Source organism: Ruminiclostridium cellobioparum DSM 1351 = ATCC 15832, from assembly GCF_000621505.1.
GTDB lineage: Bacteria > Bacillota > Clostridia > Acetivibrionales > DSM-1351 > Ruminiclostridium > Ruminiclostridium cellobioparum.
Genome location: NZ_JHYD01000015.1, coordinates 143,058 through 158,791 on the forward strand (window position 1 = coordinate 143,058; position 15,734 = coordinate 158,791).

17 protein-coding genes are annotated in these 15,734 nt (G+C 40.4%); 2 read left to right on the plus strand and 15 right to left on the minus strand.

The features are described 5' to 3' along the window. Positions 1 to 100: 100 nt before the first annotated feature. The 6 genes from T344_RS0108425 to T344_RS30305 all read right to left on the minus strand — a co-directional run bounded on the left by T344_RS0108425 (position 101) and on the right by T344_RS30305 (position 6,216). Complete coding sequence (locus T344_RS0108425; RefSeq protein ID WP_027628342.1) at positions 101 to 1,714, minus strand: ATP-binding protein; 1,614 nt, start codon at positions 1,712 to 1,714, stop codon at positions 101 to 103. 105 nt (positions 1,715 to 1,819) lie between these two features. Then, positions 1,820 to 2,503: a GntR family transcriptional regulator gene (locus T344_RS0108430; RefSeq protein WP_004624376.1), complete on the minus strand. Its 684-nt coding sequence runs from the start codon at positions 2,501 to 2,503 to the stop codon at positions 1,820 to 1,822. Between the two features lie 14 nt (positions 2,504 to 2,517). Then, the gene (ispE, locus tag T344_RS0108435; RefSeq protein WP_479692229.1) at positions 2,518 to 3,360 is read right to left on the minus strand and encodes a 4-(cytidine 5'-diphospho)-2-C-methyl-D-erythritol kinase; all 843 of its coding nucleotides are present in this window, start codon (positions 3,358 to 3,360) and stop codon (positions 2,518 to 2,520) included. Between the two features lie 207 nt (positions 3,361 to 3,567). Continuing rightward, complete coding sequence (locus T344_RS0108440; protein ID WP_027628344.1) at positions 3,568 to 5,136, minus strand: DUF3794 and LysM peptidoglycan-binding domain-containing protein; 1,569 nt, start codon at positions 5,134 to 5,136, stop codon at positions 3,568 to 3,570. A 399-nt stretch (positions 5,137 to 5,535) separates the two neighbouring features. Further along, positions 5,536 to 5,802 (minus strand): Veg family protein, encoded by a 267-nt coding sequence (locus T344_RS0108450; protein ID WP_004624451.1) that lies wholly within the window; start codon positions 5,800 to 5,802, stop codon positions 5,536 to 5,538. 240 nt (positions 5,803 to 6,042) lie between these two features. Beyond that, the gene (locus T344_RS30305) at positions 6,043 to 6,216 is read right to left on the minus strand and encodes a sporulation peptidase YabG (RefSeq protein ID WP_004624371.1); all 174 of its coding nucleotides are present in this window, start codon (positions 6,214 to 6,216) and stop codon (positions 6,043 to 6,045) included. Positions 6,217 to 6,539: 323 nt separating this feature from the next. On the opposite strand from T344_RS30305, the gene T344_RS0108460 reads away from it, so the two are divergent. Then, a complete protein-coding gene (locus T344_RS0108460) occupies positions 6,540 to 8,210 on the plus strand; it encodes a formate--tetrahydrofolate ligase (protein ID WP_027628346.1) in 1,671 nt (556 codons plus the stop codon). A 101-nt stretch (positions 8,211 to 8,311) separates the two neighbouring features. On the opposite strand, the gene T344_RS0108465 is transcribed toward T344_RS0108460, so the two are convergent. The 7 genes from T344_RS0108465 to T344_RS0108495 form a co-directional block, all read right to left on the minus strand. Beyond that, complete coding sequence (locus tag T344_RS0108465) at positions 8,312 to 9,295, minus strand: CotS family spore coat protein (protein ID WP_027628347.1); 984 nt, start codon at positions 9,293 to 9,295, stop codon at positions 8,312 to 8,314. Between the two features lie 306 nt (positions 9,296 to 9,601). Continuing rightward, complete coding sequence (locus T344_RS0108470) at positions 9,602 to 10,540, minus strand: thiamine pyrophosphate-dependent enzyme (protein WP_027628348.1); 939 nt, start codon at positions 10,538 to 10,540, stop codon at positions 9,602 to 9,604. An 11-nt stretch (positions 10,541 to 10,551) separates the two neighbouring features. Beyond that, positions 10,552 to 11,736: a pyruvate ferredoxin oxidoreductase gene (gene porA / locus T344_RS0108475; protein WP_027628349.1), complete on the minus strand. Its 1,185-nt coding sequence runs from the start codon at positions 11,734 to 11,736 to the stop codon at positions 10,552 to 10,554. A 16-nt stretch (positions 11,737 to 11,752) separates the two neighbouring features. Continuing rightward, on the minus strand, positions 11,753 to 12,064 hold the full coding sequence (locus T344_RS0108480; protein WP_004624467.1) for a 4Fe-4S binding protein: 312 nt from the start codon (positions 12,062 to 12,064) through the stop codon (positions 11,753 to 11,755). Beyond that, positions 12,061 to 12,639, minus strand: a complete 579-nt coding sequence (locus T344_RS0108485; protein ID WP_027628350.1) for a 2-oxoacid:acceptor oxidoreductase family protein — start codon at positions 12,637 to 12,639, stop codon at positions 12,061 to 12,063. The genes T344_RS0108480 and T344_RS0108485 overlap by 4 nt, the downstream gene beginning before the upstream one ends. A 353-nt stretch (positions 12,640 to 12,992) precedes the next feature. Continuing rightward, complete coding sequence (locus T344_RS0108490; protein WP_004624343.1) at positions 12,993 to 13,184, minus strand: pro-sigmaK processing inhibitor BofA family protein; 192 nt, start codon at positions 13,182 to 13,184, stop codon at positions 12,993 to 12,995. A gap of 290 nt (positions 13,185 to 13,474) precedes the next feature. After that, complete coding sequence (locus tag T344_RS0108495; protein WP_004624416.1) at positions 13,475 to 13,729, minus strand: DUF2508 family protein; 255 nt, start codon at positions 13,727 to 13,729, stop codon at positions 13,475 to 13,477. 197 nt (positions 13,730 to 13,926) lie between these two features. Between T344_RS0108495 and T344_RS0108500 the strand changes: the two genes are divergently transcribed. After that, on the plus strand, positions 13,927 to 14,424 hold the full coding sequence (locus T344_RS0108500; RefSeq protein ID WP_027628351.1) for a GNAT family N-acetyltransferase: 498 nt from the start codon (positions 13,927 to 13,929) through the stop codon (positions 14,422 to 14,424). 20 nt (positions 14,425 to 14,444) lie between these two features. On the opposite strand, the gene T344_RS0108505 is transcribed toward T344_RS0108500, so the two are convergent. Together T344_RS0108505 and T344_RS0108510 are read right to left on the minus strand one after the other, a co-directional pair. Continuing rightward, complete coding sequence (locus T344_RS0108505; protein ID WP_242842044.1) at positions 14,445 to 14,981, minus strand: hypothetical protein; 537 nt, start codon at positions 14,979 to 14,981, stop codon at positions 14,445 to 14,447. A gap of 92 nt (positions 14,982 to 15,073) precedes the next feature. Then, positions 15,074 to 15,712 (minus strand): HAD-IA family hydrolase, encoded by a 639-nt coding sequence (locus tag T344_RS0108510; protein WP_027628353.1) that lies wholly within the window; start codon positions 15,710 to 15,712, stop codon positions 15,074 to 15,076. Between the last annotated feature and the right edge of the window lie 22 nt (positions 15,713 to 15,734).

Below are 15,734 nucleotides of genomic sequence, written 5' to 3' on the forward strand. Positions count from 1 at the left end.
TGTCTTTTATAAGTTTGTTTATAATTTCAAATATCCAATACTTTAAATTTATAATAAAAAGCTGCTAAAGTAAATATCCTTTTAACATTATTATAAATATTTATGCCTGTTTTGACACTTTTTCAAATCTTCCCCAATACCTCTTGGGAAGCAGGTCTATATCGTCACATTCAGCCAACGCCAATTCAGTCATAAATTCAATATCCTGTGTACTGGGCCTGCACTTTTTCAGTGCCTCCTTCAGAATGGGTCCTGTTATCACGGGGTGTTCCTCTTTTTTGTTGCAGGCCAGTTCATAAGCTTTTCTTACCACAGTGTCTATCTCTGCTCCTGTATAGTTTTCGGCAAGCTTTGAGAAGGGCAGGAAATCCTGAATATTTGTAGCTATGCCATATTTGTTAATAACTATCTTGAAAATTTGAGCCCGCTCCTCCTGTTCAGGCAGAAGCACAGGTATTTTTTTGTCAAACCTTCCCGCTCTCTTCAGTGCGGCGTCAAGCAGGTCGGGTCTGTTGGTGGCTGCTATGAATATAATTCTTCCCCTATTATTTGTATTACCGGTGAACTGTAAAAATTCGCTGAAAATATTTCTGCTAACGCCGCTGTCCCCGGATTCTCCTCTTCTGAAAGCGGTGTCTATCTCATCCACAAAAACAATAACAGGTTCCTGGGATTTTGCACCCAGCAAACACTTTTTGAAATTCTTTTCGCTTTCACCCACGTACTGCCCCAATATCCTGGACATATCTATCTTCACGCAATTAAACCCGCTGGATTTGGCCAGAGCTTCTACCAGCAGGGTTTTACCGGTACCCGACGGCCCACATAAAAGTATTCCCATCGGAACTCTCCTTGAGTCGCCTCTTCTGACGGGTTCGATAATATTTTTAGTCAGATAGGCCTTGGCAGCATCCATACCGCCAAGATCATCAAAATCTATTTCGGGATATATAAATTCAAGCACATCTCCGTATTCCTTCTGCAGGACATCGTGCTTTTTCTGCTTGATGAATTCAAAGGTAATGGGCACCCCTTCGGCTTCAGCCTTAAGCTTTATATCCTTGATGCTCTTTCTGTTAAGTCCCGAGGACAGCTTTGCGAATTCCTCCAGGGAGATCCCGGAGTGGGCCGTTTTGTCCTCCAGAAGATAACTGATATAATCTTTTCTCTCTGCTTCACCGGGCAGCTCCACCAATACCGGCTCAATACGGTAGGCCGGCTTCAGAAACTCCCTGCTGATGTCCGCAAGGTTGTCGGCCAGCATGAATATGGTGCTTCCCACCGAGGATATCCGTGGATTGACCGACCATTCGGACAGCCATATGAGTGCCATTCTTTCTTCGAGAGTCATGCTTCCCAGATCGCCGGCCGGCACGATTTTTTCGGCATGGTCAATAAACAGCGCCATTTTGGTGTTCCGGAGAGCCATATCTATAAAAGGAAATATCTTGGACGGCATGGACCTGAAAAGATTTGAAACCTCATTCCCGGTAATCATGTTGAATTCCCGTTCCATTGAAGGTTCCAGAAAAGTCAGTCCCCTTGATATATCATAAAAAGCAACTATCCCGAAATTTCTCTGTTTTATAAACTCATCATCCAGGTATCTGAATATGTTCCTGCTGTTATCCATCAGATCCTTTACATTAAAATAAAACAAAAATTCATGTGATATTCCGGATTTATATTTTGACAAAAATTCATTGAACCACATATATTATCCTTTTCCAGCTTGCATTTTTTATTTTATTATTATAATAATTATATACAAAAAAACAAAAAAAGTCTGCTAATAGTAAGGTTAAACATTTGTTATTTATTACCTGTTTTTTTGCATTTTAATTGAACTCAGGATTGTTTCCTCCTGATTCTGAATATGGGTTTTAGCCAGGCTTCTTGAAGCCTCAATTGCCCTTGACGAAATTGCCTCATAAATGTCATTGTGCTCTTTAATGAGATTTTTAGGACTGTTGTAATCCTTTATATAAATGACTCTGAATCTCTGAACCTGCTCTCTGAGGTTGTTCAGGATATTAAGCAGCTTGTCGTTTCTGGATGCCCTGTATATAATGTCGTGGAACTCGGCATCTTTTTTTATTGAGCCGTTAAGATTTTCCTTTTCAATATATGAGGAAAACTGGAGATTTATATGCTTGAGTTCCTTCAGCTCGTCATCGGTAATTCTTTCTGCCGCGAGAGCGGTAGCCAGACCATCAAGGGATGCACGCACTTCCAGCACATCCATTATATCCTTGACTGAAAGCTCTGCAACATGGGCACCCTTTCTCGGTATCATGTCAACAAGCCCTTCCAACTCCAGCTTTCTGATAGCCTCCCTTACCGGAGTCCTGCTGACACCCATTTTCTCAGCCAGCTGTACCTCCATTAAGCGTTCTCCGGGACGGAGCTCTCCAATAATGATAGCTTCCCTTAAGGAATTAAAAATAACCTCCCTTAAGGGCTTATAATCGTTTAGATTGATTTTTGATAGTTTACCTGCCATAGCTGCCTCCTTAATCAAACTGTATGAGTTAATATGCACTCATGTTTACTGTTTTTTATTTTATTAAACGCGTACTCTGCTTTGTCTGCATCTTCAAATATCCCGAATACCGTGGGGCCGCTTCCGCTCATCATACTGCCCAGAGCACCGAGCTTTACCAGTTCACTCTTAATGGCATCGATAACCGGATACTTCTCACGTGTCACACTTTCCAGGACGTTTTTCATATTAGCGGCCAAATTTCTTTTGTTTCCTGAAGCCAAAGCCGAAATAAGCATTTGCGTGTCTGGTCTTTCCTTAACCTTTTCCAATTTAAAGTTCTTATATACCCAGGCGGTGGATACCCCTATCCTGGGCTTTACCAGTACCAACGGTATATTCCCTGCGGCCGGCAGGAGTGTGAGCTTTTCTCCGATGCCTTCGGCCAGGGCCGTTCCGCCCATGATACAATACGGGACATCGGCTCCGATTGTCTTTCCCAGCTGCATCAGTTCGGCCTGTTCCGCACCCAGCTCAAACAGGGAATCAATACCCTTCAGAACCGCTGCCGCATCAGTGCTCCCCCCTGCGAGGCCGGCAGCAACAGGTATACTCTTGCTGATCTCCACTCTTACGCCGGCCTTGATTCCATATCTGCCAAGCATGGCTTCGGCTGCCTTGTATGCAATGTTTGAGCTGTTGTTGGGGACATAGGGAGCTTCACACATTATTTCCACTCCGGCTGGAATTTTACGAATAGATATAGTATCATGTAATTGTATTGTCTGCATGATCATTTGAAGGGTATGATATCCGTCATCTCTTTTTCCCAAAACATCCAACGACAAATTGATCTTTGCATGTGCTTTAAATGAAATCATCTATTCTCTTCCTTTAATAATTAGTTTAGTACATTATATACAAAATACAATTTATATTCAATACAAATCAATAACGGGAGTACTTTCAAAGTTATACACAAATTATTTTACTACTTTTAAATACATTTTAACACATAAAAAAAGATGCCTGAAAAATTCAGGCACCAGTTCTTAAATATTTTCCTATGGAATTGTAAATTATTTCTAAATGGCCTTCTTCAATACAAGAATCTGCTGGCCTACCATCAAAACATCCCTGTCCTGGAAATTATTGATTTTCATTAAAATATCCACAGTTGTTCCGTATCTCTTTGCAATTTTCCACAAACTGTCCCCGGGCTGTGTAATATATATTATAACACTGGGCATTGACTGCAGCTTCTTCTCATCAATCTGTCCTTCATTGGCTTTAAATATGACCGGAACCTTCTTTTTGGCCTCCACTTTTGTATTTACACCTATGGCCACTCTTATCTCCACCTGGTTCGAAGAGACCATACTGTAGTTGCAATGCTCCATTTCCAGGGATACATTCGGTTTCATGTCCCTGTTGATCCCCTTTATCTCTATCTCATGCTTGAAGGGAATATCCTTCTTGCAGCAGAATATGGGCTGCTCTTCACTGTTAGCCAGATAAAGCAGGTTGTTTTGAACCGACCCTTCGATTACGACCTTATCCTCTTCAAGCCGCATATCGGCTGTATTGTACTTCGATAAAACATTGAAAATTTCCGAAACTTCTGGTGAGCACTCATTTAAATCAACAAGATCCCTTATTGTAATCTGACTCCTGTTTTCTGCAAATATTTCGTCCAGTTCAATAGTGCTCCTCTCCAGTGAAATCCTCAGCTTTGGGCTGTATGCGTCTGCCAGGATCTCGGCCTCTTTTCTGCTGGTACCTTCCACATAGATATTTAAGTTAACCTCAGCTCTTAAGCTTCTGAGCTCTCCGTCCGCATCCTCTGCAGCATCAACCTTGTAATCTACCAGATCATAGTCAACATCAACAAGGGTATCATCATCTACGCCGTCAAGGTCAACAAACTGCGTAAAGGCTACCTCATTTTCCATGTACTGCATACTTCTTGACTCATCATCAGCCACATAAAGCGTGGAAATAGCTATATCTCCCTTGACTATGACCCTGCCGTCGGCTATTTTGAAATCCTTGCCGGTTATCTTTACATCGTTGCTCAGAACCTCTCCAATGGTGGGTTTGCTGGAGGGCAGGTCAAGATCCTCCTTGATTACATAGTTTACCTTGTTGCTGCCCAGATACGAGTTCAATACGACATTGTCGGTGAGGACCTGGACATCCTCCAGTCCTGCCACACCTGAGCAATACTCCCTTTCAAGCTCATCCTGAGCCCTGCAGTTCAGGGAAAGTATAGATTTTACATTTATTTTCCTTCCATTCAGAAGATTATAATCCATATGTTCCAGAATACCTTTTGTTCTGCATTTCATTCCTCCTCTGACACCGGGTATATCAAGAGTGTAGGAAAAAGGTATATTTGATATTATACTTTTAACGCTTCTAGCTTCATCGTCCGAGACATAAAGAATCTTACACACAATGCAGCCCGAGGCGACTGCTCTGTCTGTTCCCGCATCACAGCCAGTAACAAAAACATCTCCGTCTAGAAGAAGCACTCTGGCAATGTCCGGTTTTGTATCCGGTACTATTATGTCATTTTCGATAACTGTCTGAATTGTATCCTCACCTAATAAATTATTCACCTTAAAGGCCTCTTTAACTAACTCCAGAGACATTTCTCCATCCTCCCCCTATTTGAATTGATACATCTTTAATTATCAAGGCGAAAAACCTGCTAATCAATAAATCTGCTATGTAATATATATTAGTATCCCGGGAAAAATATGCGTAAAAAAAGAGACTTATTTTTACCAAGTCCCCCTGTTTCCCACATGCAATATTCTGTATATTCAAGGCGCATCCTTTGGGCGAATTTCCCTGATGACTGCATTGTCCTCTAAAAAATTCACTCCAAATTATGCACCCAATATGCAGAATATTGTACTAGAAAACAAAAAAGTCATTATAAAAATGACCTTTTTTGCAAACCCATATAAAAGTCAGGGTTTAATTATATTATTAAGTTTTCTCAGAAAGCGTTGTCAACTCTCTCAAGAGAGGTTAAATAAACAAGTCTAGCATACCTGAATTTTTTTGTCATCCTTATATACAACCAATTCAACTGCTTTTGTCAGTATATCAGTGTAGCTATATGAAACCCTTCTGGTATTATCGTACTCGTTCTCGAATTTAACTACAAAAATACTTGGATAAGTATTTTCAAGAACACCTTCTCTAATAAAAGATTTTTTGCGGCCTTTGTTTGCCCTGAGTTGTACCTTCTCACCAATACAACCTTCAATGTCCCTCTTTATCTGAAAGAGTTCGCCTCGATCTATCATGCTATCACCTCATCATCAGTTTAATTAATTATAGCATAAATGAATCTGCTTGTCAAAAATATTATATTATACAAGCGTATTGCATCTATGTCAAGCATTTTTTTGAGTTTTACCGCCTATATTACCCAAAAACAAGGGGTTTTGGTGAAATTTAGCATTGATTATTTCCAAAAAACCTCAAATAATTTCAAGAGAGCCTCAATTGGAAATTTAAGTAATCGGGTATTTCCAGTTCTTGTCCTATTGCTTTATATCAAGATCTTCCTCTTCTGCGTCCGCAATTAACCTGACATCTACACCCTTTAAAATAATGACTTTCTTTCCGTTAACATATCTTATATCAGATACCTTGAAAAGAACATCTTTCTGGTAAGACTTTCTATATACCAGGCTACCTATTTCAATTTGCTGCATAAATTGCCTTCCCCTCATAGTTTATTATGCCAACTTTTGAATTAATTATTATGATTGTATGTAACCAAAAAATTCAAAAATTTTTTATATTATATTTTATGCGTTTATTTGCGGGTTGGTGATTTTGAGTATATTGTATTTCTTTATTATACCCCATTGTACCTCTTTCCCAGCCTGTTTTTCTTCATATCCCTAATTTTTTTTGAACTTTGGTATTTGTTGTTGTATAATCAAAATTGCACAGTATTTTTTCGCAATTCCAGTTTAATTGCCCATAAATTTTTTAAATAAATTTTAAGTGACTTTCAGGAAGGAGAAACACATTGCTTACAGATATTCAAATTGCCCAGAACTGTAAAATGCTCCACATCGGAAAAATAGCCGAGAAACTTGGAATATCCGGAGAGGACATTGAATATTACGGAAATTATAAGGCCAAACTTTCCGAAGGCTTATGGAACAAGGTCAAAAACAACAAAGACGGCAAATTAGTGCTTGTGACAGCCATAAATCCGACTCCTGCGGGAGAAGGAAAAACTACAACCACTGTCGGACTTGGACAGGCCATGGCCAAAATTGGAAAGAATGCGGTTATTGCACTGAGAGAGCCATCCCTGGGTCCCGTAATGGGCATTAAGGGTGGAGCGGCAGGAGGCGGCTATGCGCAGGTCGTTCCCATGGAGGATATAAATCTTCACTTTACAGGTGATATGCACGCCATAACTGCCGCAAACAACCTTTTATCAGCTGCCATTGACAACCATTTGCAGCAGGGTAACACTTTGAATATTGACTCCAGGCAGATTGTATGGAAACGCTGCATGGACATGAATGACAGGGCTTTAAGAAACGTTATCGTGGGTCTTGGAGGCAAAATGAACGGCATTCCCAGAGAGGACGGCTTCAACATCACTGTTGCCTCCGAAATTATGGCCATCCTCTGTCTGGCGTCCGACATAACCGACCTGAAGAAGCGCCTGGGAAGGATCATTATCGGCTACAATTACGACGGTCAGCCTGTCACTGCCCGGGATCTCAAAGTTGACGGCGCTATGACGCTTTTACTCAAGGACGCCATAAAGCCAAATCTGGTGCAGACTCTTGAGGGCACTCCTGCCATAATGCACGGAGGACCTTTCGCCAACATCGCCCATGGCTGTAACAGCGTTACAGCCACAAAGCTTGCCTTGAAGCTGGCTGATTATGTTATAACCGAGGCCGGCTTTGGTGCCGATCTGGGAGCCGAAAAGTTCTTTGATATCAAGTGCCGCTTTGCAGGACTGAAACCTGCCGCAGTTGTCCTGGTTGCCACCATAAGGGCCCTTAAATACAATGGAGGCATAAAGAAGGAAAATCTTAAGGCTGAAAATATTCCGGCTCTATCTCTGGGTTTTGCCAACGTAGAGAAGCATATAGAAAACCTCCGTCAATTCGGCGTACCTGTTCTTGTAGCAATAAACCATTTTGACACCGATACCGATGCTGAAATACAGCTGGTACGTGACAGATGTACAGCTCTTGGTGTCAGGGTTGCCTTCTCCGATGTATTCCTGAGGGGCGGTGACGGCGGTGTGGAACTTGCCGAAAAGCTGGTCGAGCTGACTGACACCGCAGAAGCCAACTTTGCCCCGATATATGACGACGCTCTTCCCATAAAGGAAAAGATCAAGGCAATAGTAACAAAAATATATGGAGGCAATACGGCAATCTACACTGCGGCCGCAGAAAAGTCAATTGCAAAAATTGAAGAAATGGGCCTGGACAAAATGCCCATATGTATGGCAAAAACGCAATATTCACTATCCGACAATCCTGCACTGCTGGGCAGGCCCGCCGGCTTTGACGTAACAGTCCGGGAAGTGAGGGTTTCAGCCGGTGCCGGCTTTATTGTTGCTCTCACAGGTGATATTATGACAATGCCGGGACTTCCAAAAGCACCTGCGGCAGAAAAGATTGATATTGACGAAAATGGTGTCATTACCGGGTTGTTTTAAATTGCTAAAATATATTGCTTCAATATAAGGACGTAATTAAAGAGGGAGCCTGCATCTGGGAGCTCCCTCTGTCTTGTTATCCGGTATAAATTATTTATGAGTCAAAGTGCGCTGAACTTCTCCAGGAACTCCTTTAGATATTTTACCTCATCAATAACCTCTTCCAGCCTGCTTATGTAATTTTGCTCCGACCAGCTTTTCCGGCTGTTATAATACTTATTTATGACCCTCCAGAACTTCTGCGGGAACATGAGCATTAATTTCATCAGGTCCAGCTCGCTTTCAGAAAGTGATTCGATTTTACTGTATTCATTAATTATCAACGCCGCTTCGTCAATGTCCCATTGGCATTTTCTCATTTTTCTTCTCAGCAGGTTGACCAGATCGTAAACCTTTAAATCATAGCAGCAGTACTCAAAATTTATGAGATACATATCATTGTTTTGTACAAAGATGTTATGATGATTAAAATCATGGTGTGATATGTTTTTATTTTTTTCGGCATCCTCCACCAGTTCATAGTAATCAGAAGTATCCAGCAGGTTCAGCGCTCTTTCTCCAAGCTCATAGAAATAATCTACATGTCTGCACATGAGATTGTCAAACTTCATCTTTCCCTTTACAGCATTCTTTTTGAGCTTTTTTATCTCGTCCAGGCGTTTTCTGTAACTGGACGGCAACCTTCCCAGTTCATTTCTGGGACTGCTGTTTTCAGAGCAGCCGAAGCCAATTGAAGCCCTGTGCATTTTAGCCAGGAGCCTGGCGCACCTGATGCTTTCCTCCCTGTTATCCAGGTTGGATTCACGGCCTTCTATATACCTGCACATATATATTGTCTGGTCATTGTAGGTAATACAGGATTTCCCCGAATTTGTAAATATGTTTCTGTCTATATTGCAAAAACCGTTTTGAAATAAATGCTCTTTTGCCTCGGCAATAAAATTGACCCTGTCGGGTTTGAGACCGGTTATTTTAATCAATCTCCTGCCATTATCGGTGTTAGCAATAAACATATCTCTGAAATTGCTTATACTATTTATCCTAATATCGTAATTTTCCTGCAGTTCCCTTTCTAATTCATGCATAAAGGCCTCCATATACTACCTGAACTTAAATAGATTAAAACTGAACCGGTATCTTCTCATCAAGCGGACTGTTTAAGCAAATTCAGTGATTTCAAACCGCAATATTTTTTACCTGGAAAGCTTTCGCTATTAGATTATATGAACCATAGGCAATATGTAGAATTAAAATATGCTATTGTGCGCCCGGTAATGTACCCTTGCACATCAAATCCGGGAGGCATGGCTTGTTGATATAAAAAAAAGGATGAATCAAAAGATTCATCCTTTTTTTATCCTCAATTAATGAAAACAAAAATCTATTTGTTATTATGCTTCTTCTCCGGCAAGTCTCAAGAGTTCTTCCCATCTCTTGTCAACTTCATTCTGGATTTCTTCGATCATGTATTCATTTCCAGCTTTGAACAAGTGCTTGAATCTTCCCTGCTTCTTCAAGAAATCAACAACTGGAAGCTTGTTCTTAGGCTTGTAGTTAACGATATATTTACCGTCGATTATTTCATACAACGGCCAGAAGCACGTTTCAACAGCCAACTTGTTCAACTCCATCAAATCAGGAGTATTGTAGATCCAGCCTCTTGGACATGGAGCCAATACGTTCATGAATGCAGCACCCTTTGTATAAAGAGCCTTTTCAGACTTTTCATAAAGGTCTTTCATATTTCCGATAGCAGCAGTCTGACACACATATGGAAGGTTATGGCTTGCCATAATACCTGTCAGATCTTTTCTCCACTGCAGTTTTCCGGGGATAACCTTACCTGCAGGTGAAGTAGTGGTATCAGCATACTTGGGAGTAGCTGATGATCTCTGGATACCGGTGTTCATGTATGCTCCGTTGTCGTAGCAAACATAAACCATGTCATGGCCTCTTTCCATAGCACCTGAAAGAGACTGGAGACCTATATCGTAAGTTCCGCCGTCACCGCCGAAAGCGATAAACTTGGTTTCACCCTTAACTTTTCCTCTTTTCTTCATGGCAACATAAGCAGCTTCAGCTCCTGATATATTTGCAGCTGAGTTTTCAAATGCATTATGAATGAAGGAATCTTTCCATGCAGTATATGGATAAAGGAAAGTAGAAACTTCCAAACATCCGGTAGCCGAACCAATAACTGCGTGATCTTCAGGCTTTAAAGCTCTTAAAATCTGTCTAACTACAACCGGAGCTCCGCATCCGGCACACATTCTATGTCCGCCAGTAAGCCTTTCAGGCTTCTTGGCAACTTCTTTTAAATTGTAAGCCATCATCGCACCTCCTATTCTCTTACGCCGAGGTAGTTGTAAACCGAATCAACTTTACCTGTAGCGACAATTTCCAATGTTTTATTAAATACAACTTCAATATCGTCAGTCTTAACGTCTCTTCCGCCAAGTCCGTAGATATAGTTTATTACCTTGGGTCCAAATACGCTCTTGGCATACAGTGCACTGGTAACGTCGGTGAATAACGGACCGCCGGCAGCATTAAAGCTTTCAGCCTTGTCCATTATGGCAATAGCCTTGTATTTGGCCAAAGCTTCTGCTATTTCATCAACAGGGAAAGGTCTGAACAATCTTGGTTTCAATACGGCAACCTTCTTGCCCTGAGCTTTGTATTGGTCTGCAACGAATTTTGCAGTTCCTGCCGTAGAGTTCAAAACCACTACGCAAGCTTCTGCGCCTTCTGCATTGTATTCTTCAAACAAGCCATAGCTTCTGCCTGTCAATTTTGCAAATTCAGCCGAAACTTCAAGAACAACCTTCTTTGCATTCATCATTGCCTGAGCCTGTTGTCTCTTGTGCTCGAAGCAGTGGGTAAAGTGATCCAGAGGACCGACTGCAATTGGGTTTTCTTTATTTAAGAGGTATTCTTCAGGATTGTATTCACCAACAAAAGCCTTTACCTTGTCATCTTCAACAAGATCAAGATTTTCGATAGCATGAGAAGTGATAAATCCGTCCTGGCAAACCATAACCGGAAGAAGGACGTCGGGATGTTCCCCTATTCTGTTAGCCATTAACATATTGTCATATGCTTCCTGGCAATTTTCTGAATAAATCTGTATCCAACCTGAATCTCTGGCACCCATTGAATCACTGTGATCGTTATGTATGTTCAAAGGTCCTGAAAGAGTTCTGTTAACACATGCCAAAACGATTGGAAGTCTTGAACATGAAGCTATATATAAACATTCCCACATAAGAGCAAGTCCGTTTGCAGAGGTAGCTGTCATAGCTCTTCCTCCTGCAGCCTGTGCACCTATACATGCTGACATGGCACTGTGCTCTGACTCAACAGGTACAAACTCAGTATCAACCTGACCGTTTGCAACAAATGTTGAGAAGTATTGGGGAACTTCTGTTGATGGAGTTATTGGGAAAGCCGCAACTACATCCGGATTTATCTGCTTCATGGCAACAGCCATAGCTTCGTTACCACTTAATCTTTCTCTAATAGCCATTTTGAATTTTCCCTCCTTACTTTTCTTCTACAAAGTCGATAGCTTTGAAAGGACAAACCTTTACACAAACGCCACAACCTTTGCAGTGATCATAATCAAATTCTACTCTTTTACCTTCTGCATTAACCAATATGGAAGTATCAGGGCAAACAGGGTAGCAAAGTAAACATTGCTTGCACTTATCCTCCAGCCAGATCGGCTTCATTGAACGCCAGTCACCGGTTTTAAAAAGCTCGGCATTACCTGCCCAGGGAATATTTCCGCCCTTGGTTATGTCTTTCCAGTTAACGTCAGGAGAAACTGTTTTTAATTCTTTGTTGCAACTCATAGCCCTTTCACCTCCTGCATAGCTCTTTCAATAGCTTTGATATTTGGTTCTATAACTTCCGGTTTCTTAGCAAATTTATGTTTGAAGGAACCAACCATGTCATCAAGGAATTCTTTTTCGCCCATTACTCCGCTTACTTTTACAACTGCACCAAGCATTGGAGTGTTAGGGAAGTACTTGCCCAAAGTTTCAATAGATATGGTTCTTGCATCTACTGTACAAACTTTGCCCTTGTACCCCTTTAATAATGGTTTGATTTCTTCCGGAGTTTTAGTAGTATTGATTATTAAAGCTCCCGATTCCTTTAAACCCGAAGTAACATCTACAGCTGTAAGCAGAGTATCATCTACTACTACAACATAATCTGGTTCATAAATGTTACAATGAATTGTAAGTTTATCATCGCTTATTCTGTTATAAGCTGTGATTGGAGCACCCATTCTTTCAGGGCCGTATTCAGGAAAACCCTGAATGTATTTACCGGTATTGAACGCTGCATCTGCAAGCAATAATGATGCTGTCTTTGCGCCTTGACCACCACGTCCATGCCATCTGATTTCAACAACCTTGCCCATTTGGCAAACCCTCCTCTTTATTTGAATTTTAAATGAATCTCTATAAGGTTTTTGAACCTCATTTTAACTTTTATCAGCATACAGCATTTACTTTATTGCTACGTCAAATTCTGCCAGCTATGTACTTCGAGATTCATTTTAATAACTATAAGACAACTAACCAAAAGATAAACTTGTCCATATAAAAGTATATATGTTTGACTTTTTATTGTCAAGCAACTATGTTTAAAGTAGCATTAGTTCTGTACTTTTGTAAACTTAAATTGTTCTTTGTATACAAACATGTAACAATTATACAAAAAATAATACTTCATACTATGACCATGTCATAATATGAAGTATTATTTACTATATTATATAATATATTTTAATATAATCAGAAGAATCAAACCCGGGACACCAAGTACGCCGATTATTAATGCCGAATATATATTTAGTGCTATGCTGAAATTAAAGTATATCCCGGCAAAATTTATAATTGCCAGCAATACTGCACCTAATATTGTGTTCAGCATTATTTTTTTCAGGACATTCACAATATTCATATTAGCCTCCATGAGCCACATTCGTGGCCACAAAACAGTAATGAAATTAATTCACTCCCATATCGCTATTAAGGCGGATAAAGGAGGTTAAGTGGCTTACTAATATGTATTTTTAAAGTGGACAAAATATTCCTGTCCGGATGAAAGCTTTTCGGCAAATGGGCATTTATCGTCCTCCGGCTTAACATGTTCCTGATAAATCTAAAAAGGATTTGCCTGTTTTGCAACTGACAAAATCCTTTTTAATCCTAATAAAATCATATTTATATATTAACTCATCCCGGTATAAATTATTTATAGCATATCCCCATTGCTTTGGCTCTCTTTATCAGATATTCAAACTTTGCCTCGTAAGCCTTTATCTGATATGTATAAAAATCCACCATCAGTGAATCCTGAACAAAATCAAAATTATTATATGCATCCTGCAAATCGCACTTTACTTTGTTAATCTCAAATAAAATATCAGTCCTCTCAGCATCCAGTATTTTTTCTTCTACGGTGCCAACCACTTTATTCAACTGCTTGTTCAATGAAACTTCCATAAGCGTCTCCTTCCATTTTTACTGGTATATAAAGGATTGACCCATTACTATACTATTTATACGTCTGTGGAAATATTCTTGCTACTGTTTTTTTAAGCCACTGATCATATATTATTCCTGGTAGTTTAGCTGAGGATATATAAGATGGTATATAATAAAATAGAAGTAATTATTTGATTTTAGAAGGGACCGGATATATGGTAATAAGAAAAATACAGACAAAAGACTCGGAAATATTTTTAAATATGCTGAAACAGTTGGATAATGAAACAAAGTACATGATGTATGAACCCGGGGAAAGAAAAACCTCTGCAGGCGAAATGAAATCGGTCATTGAGAGTTTTTATTCATCAAATTCACTCATGCTGGCAGCTGAGGAAAATGGAGATCTGGTAGGGTTTCTGACTGCCGAAAGAGGCTTCGCAAATAAAATAAGACACAGTGCCTACATAGTTATTGGCCTTTTAAAAAGCCACAGAGGTAAAAAAACCGGTACAAGGCTGTTTGAAGAATTAAACAAATGGGCAGCGGATAATGGCATAACAAGACTGGAACTCACTGTTATGACGCATAATGAAGCTGCCATAGGTTTGTATAAGAAAATGGGATTCAATATCGAGGGCCTGAAAGAAAATTCACTGCTTGTGGATGGAGTTTATGTTGATGAATACTATATGGCCAAAATTCTTTTATAGCAGGCTTAAATCCGCCGGTATCAGTACTTTTCCACCGATAGGGCACCGTTTTCCTTTACTATCTCTATAATTGTGTCCATTCGTTCTTCATCAACTTTCATGCTGAAAATAGCATTACCGTCCGATACCAGCTTGTGGTATTTCTCCTTTTTGCTTTTGGGTACCCGCATATCGGTTACAACTCCTATCAGGCCTCCCAGGATAAAACCTGCAAAAAGACCGGTAATAGGCCCGCTTGCAGCTATCAATCCCAAACGGGGTATAAACATACTTACTGCCCCCAGTACCACGCCTGTTACTCCTCCAAATATACCCCCGGTGATTATTCCATCCGATATTTTCTCCCGCCGGGTCAGTCTGAAAGGATAGGCAGAGCAGCCGGCAGCATATATCTGACCATCATTGCCTGCTTTTAAATATCCCCTGTTTCCGTTATCCTTGACAATAATTGAGATATTATCAGTTCTTAAGCCCTTATCTCTTACTTCATATGCTGCTTTTTCAGCATTGTCATACACATCAAAAATTGCAACGATAGTCCTGGACAATAAAATCACTCCTGTTTTGTAGTCCTGCCTTCAGATAAAGTATTTGCATTTTGTTGTGTATATATGCTTTTTCAAAAGCTTGTCGTTATAGCCGCAATATTTTAAATATACCTGAGCAGCTCTAACGGCTCTTCGAGAAAAATGTCAGGCTCCACTTTTTCCAAATCACTTCTTGGACTGTAGGTCCATGCTACTGCTGCGCTTCTGACACCCGCATTTTTAGCACAAAGAATATCCAGGGGACTGTCACCTACGTACAAGACCTCTTCCTTATTCAGCGCGTTTACTGCCTCCATGGCTTTAAGAAGAGGCTCTCCCTCGGGTTTATGCTTTTGTGACGCTTCCGAGCCGTTGACAAACGCGAAATAGTCCATCAGATTAAAGAGTTTTAGTCCCCTGACTGCCAGCTCTCTCCTTTTTGAAGTGACAACTCCCAATACAATTCCTTTTTCATAAAGAGTTTTGATCAACTGGTAGATTCCCAGAAAAACCCCTATGCTGCTGTCATGTTTTCTATCATTGTAATCCCTGTATGTTTTGGCCAGTTCTTCTTCTTTGCCGGGATAAATCTCTCCCAGGTGCTTTATCAGGGGAATCCCTATATAGCTTATAGTTTCGGCTTCGGGCCTGGTCTCACCAAAATGGTGCATAAAAGTGTAGTTGAAGGATTCCAGAATAAGCGGAACCGTATCTATCAGCGTTCCGTCCAAATCAAAAAAAACATACTTAAAATTATTCATAATTATTTTCCTATCCAAACTC

Coding starts and splice junctions, on each gene's coding strand:
- T344_RS0108425 (WP_027628342.1), bottom strand. CDS start 1,714: ATGTGGTTCAATGAATTTTTGTCAAAATATAAATCCGGAATATCACAT.
- T344_RS0108485 (WP_027628350.1), bottom strand. CDS start 12,639: ATGGGCAAGGTTGTTGAAATCAGATGGCATGGACGTGGTGGTCAAGGC.
- T344_RS0108490 (WP_004624343.1), bottom strand. CDS start 13,184: ATGAATATTGTGAATGTCCTGAAAAAAATAATGCTGAACACAATATTA.
- T344_RS30305 (WP_004624371.1), bottom strand. CDS start 6,216: ATGCAGCAAATTGAAATAGGTAGCCTGGTATATAGAAAGTCTTACCAG.
- T344_RS0108465 (WP_027628347.1), bottom strand. CDS start 9,295: ATGCATGAATTAGAAAGGGAACTGCAGGAAAATTACGATATTAGGATA.
- T344_RS0108500 (WP_027628351.1), top strand. CDS start 13,927: ATGGTAATAAGAAAAATACAGACAAAAGACTCGGAAATATTTTTAAAT.
- T344_RS0108495 (WP_004624416.1), bottom strand. CDS start 13,729: ATGGAAGTTTCATTGAACAAGCAGTTGAATAAAGTGGTTGGCACCGTA.
- T344_RS0108440 (WP_027628344.1), bottom strand. CDS start 5,136: ATGTCTCTGGAGTTAGTTAAAGAGGCCTTTAAGGTGAATAATTTATTA.
- T344_RS0108510 (WP_027628353.1), bottom strand. CDS start 15,712: ATGAATAATTTTAAGTATGTTTTTTTTGATTTGGACGGAACGCTGATA.
- T344_RS0108470 (WP_027628348.1), bottom strand. CDS start 10,540: ATGGCTTACAATTTAAAAGAAGTTGCCAAGAAGCCTGAAAGGCTTACT.
- T344_RS0108480 (WP_004624467.1), bottom strand. CDS start 12,064: ATGAGTTGCAACAAAGAATTAAAAACAGTTTCTCCTGACGTTAACTGG.
- porA (WP_027628349.1), bottom strand. CDS start 11,736: ATGGCTATTAGAGAAAGATTAAGTGGTAACGAAGCTATGGCTGTTGCC.
- T344_RS0108450 (WP_004624451.1), bottom strand. CDS start 5,802: ATGATAGATCGAGGCGAACTCTTTCAGATAAAGAGGGACATTGAAGGT.
- T344_RS0108430 (WP_004624376.1), bottom strand. CDS start 2,503: ATGGCAGGTAAACTATCAAAAATCAATCTAAACGATTATAAGCCCTTA.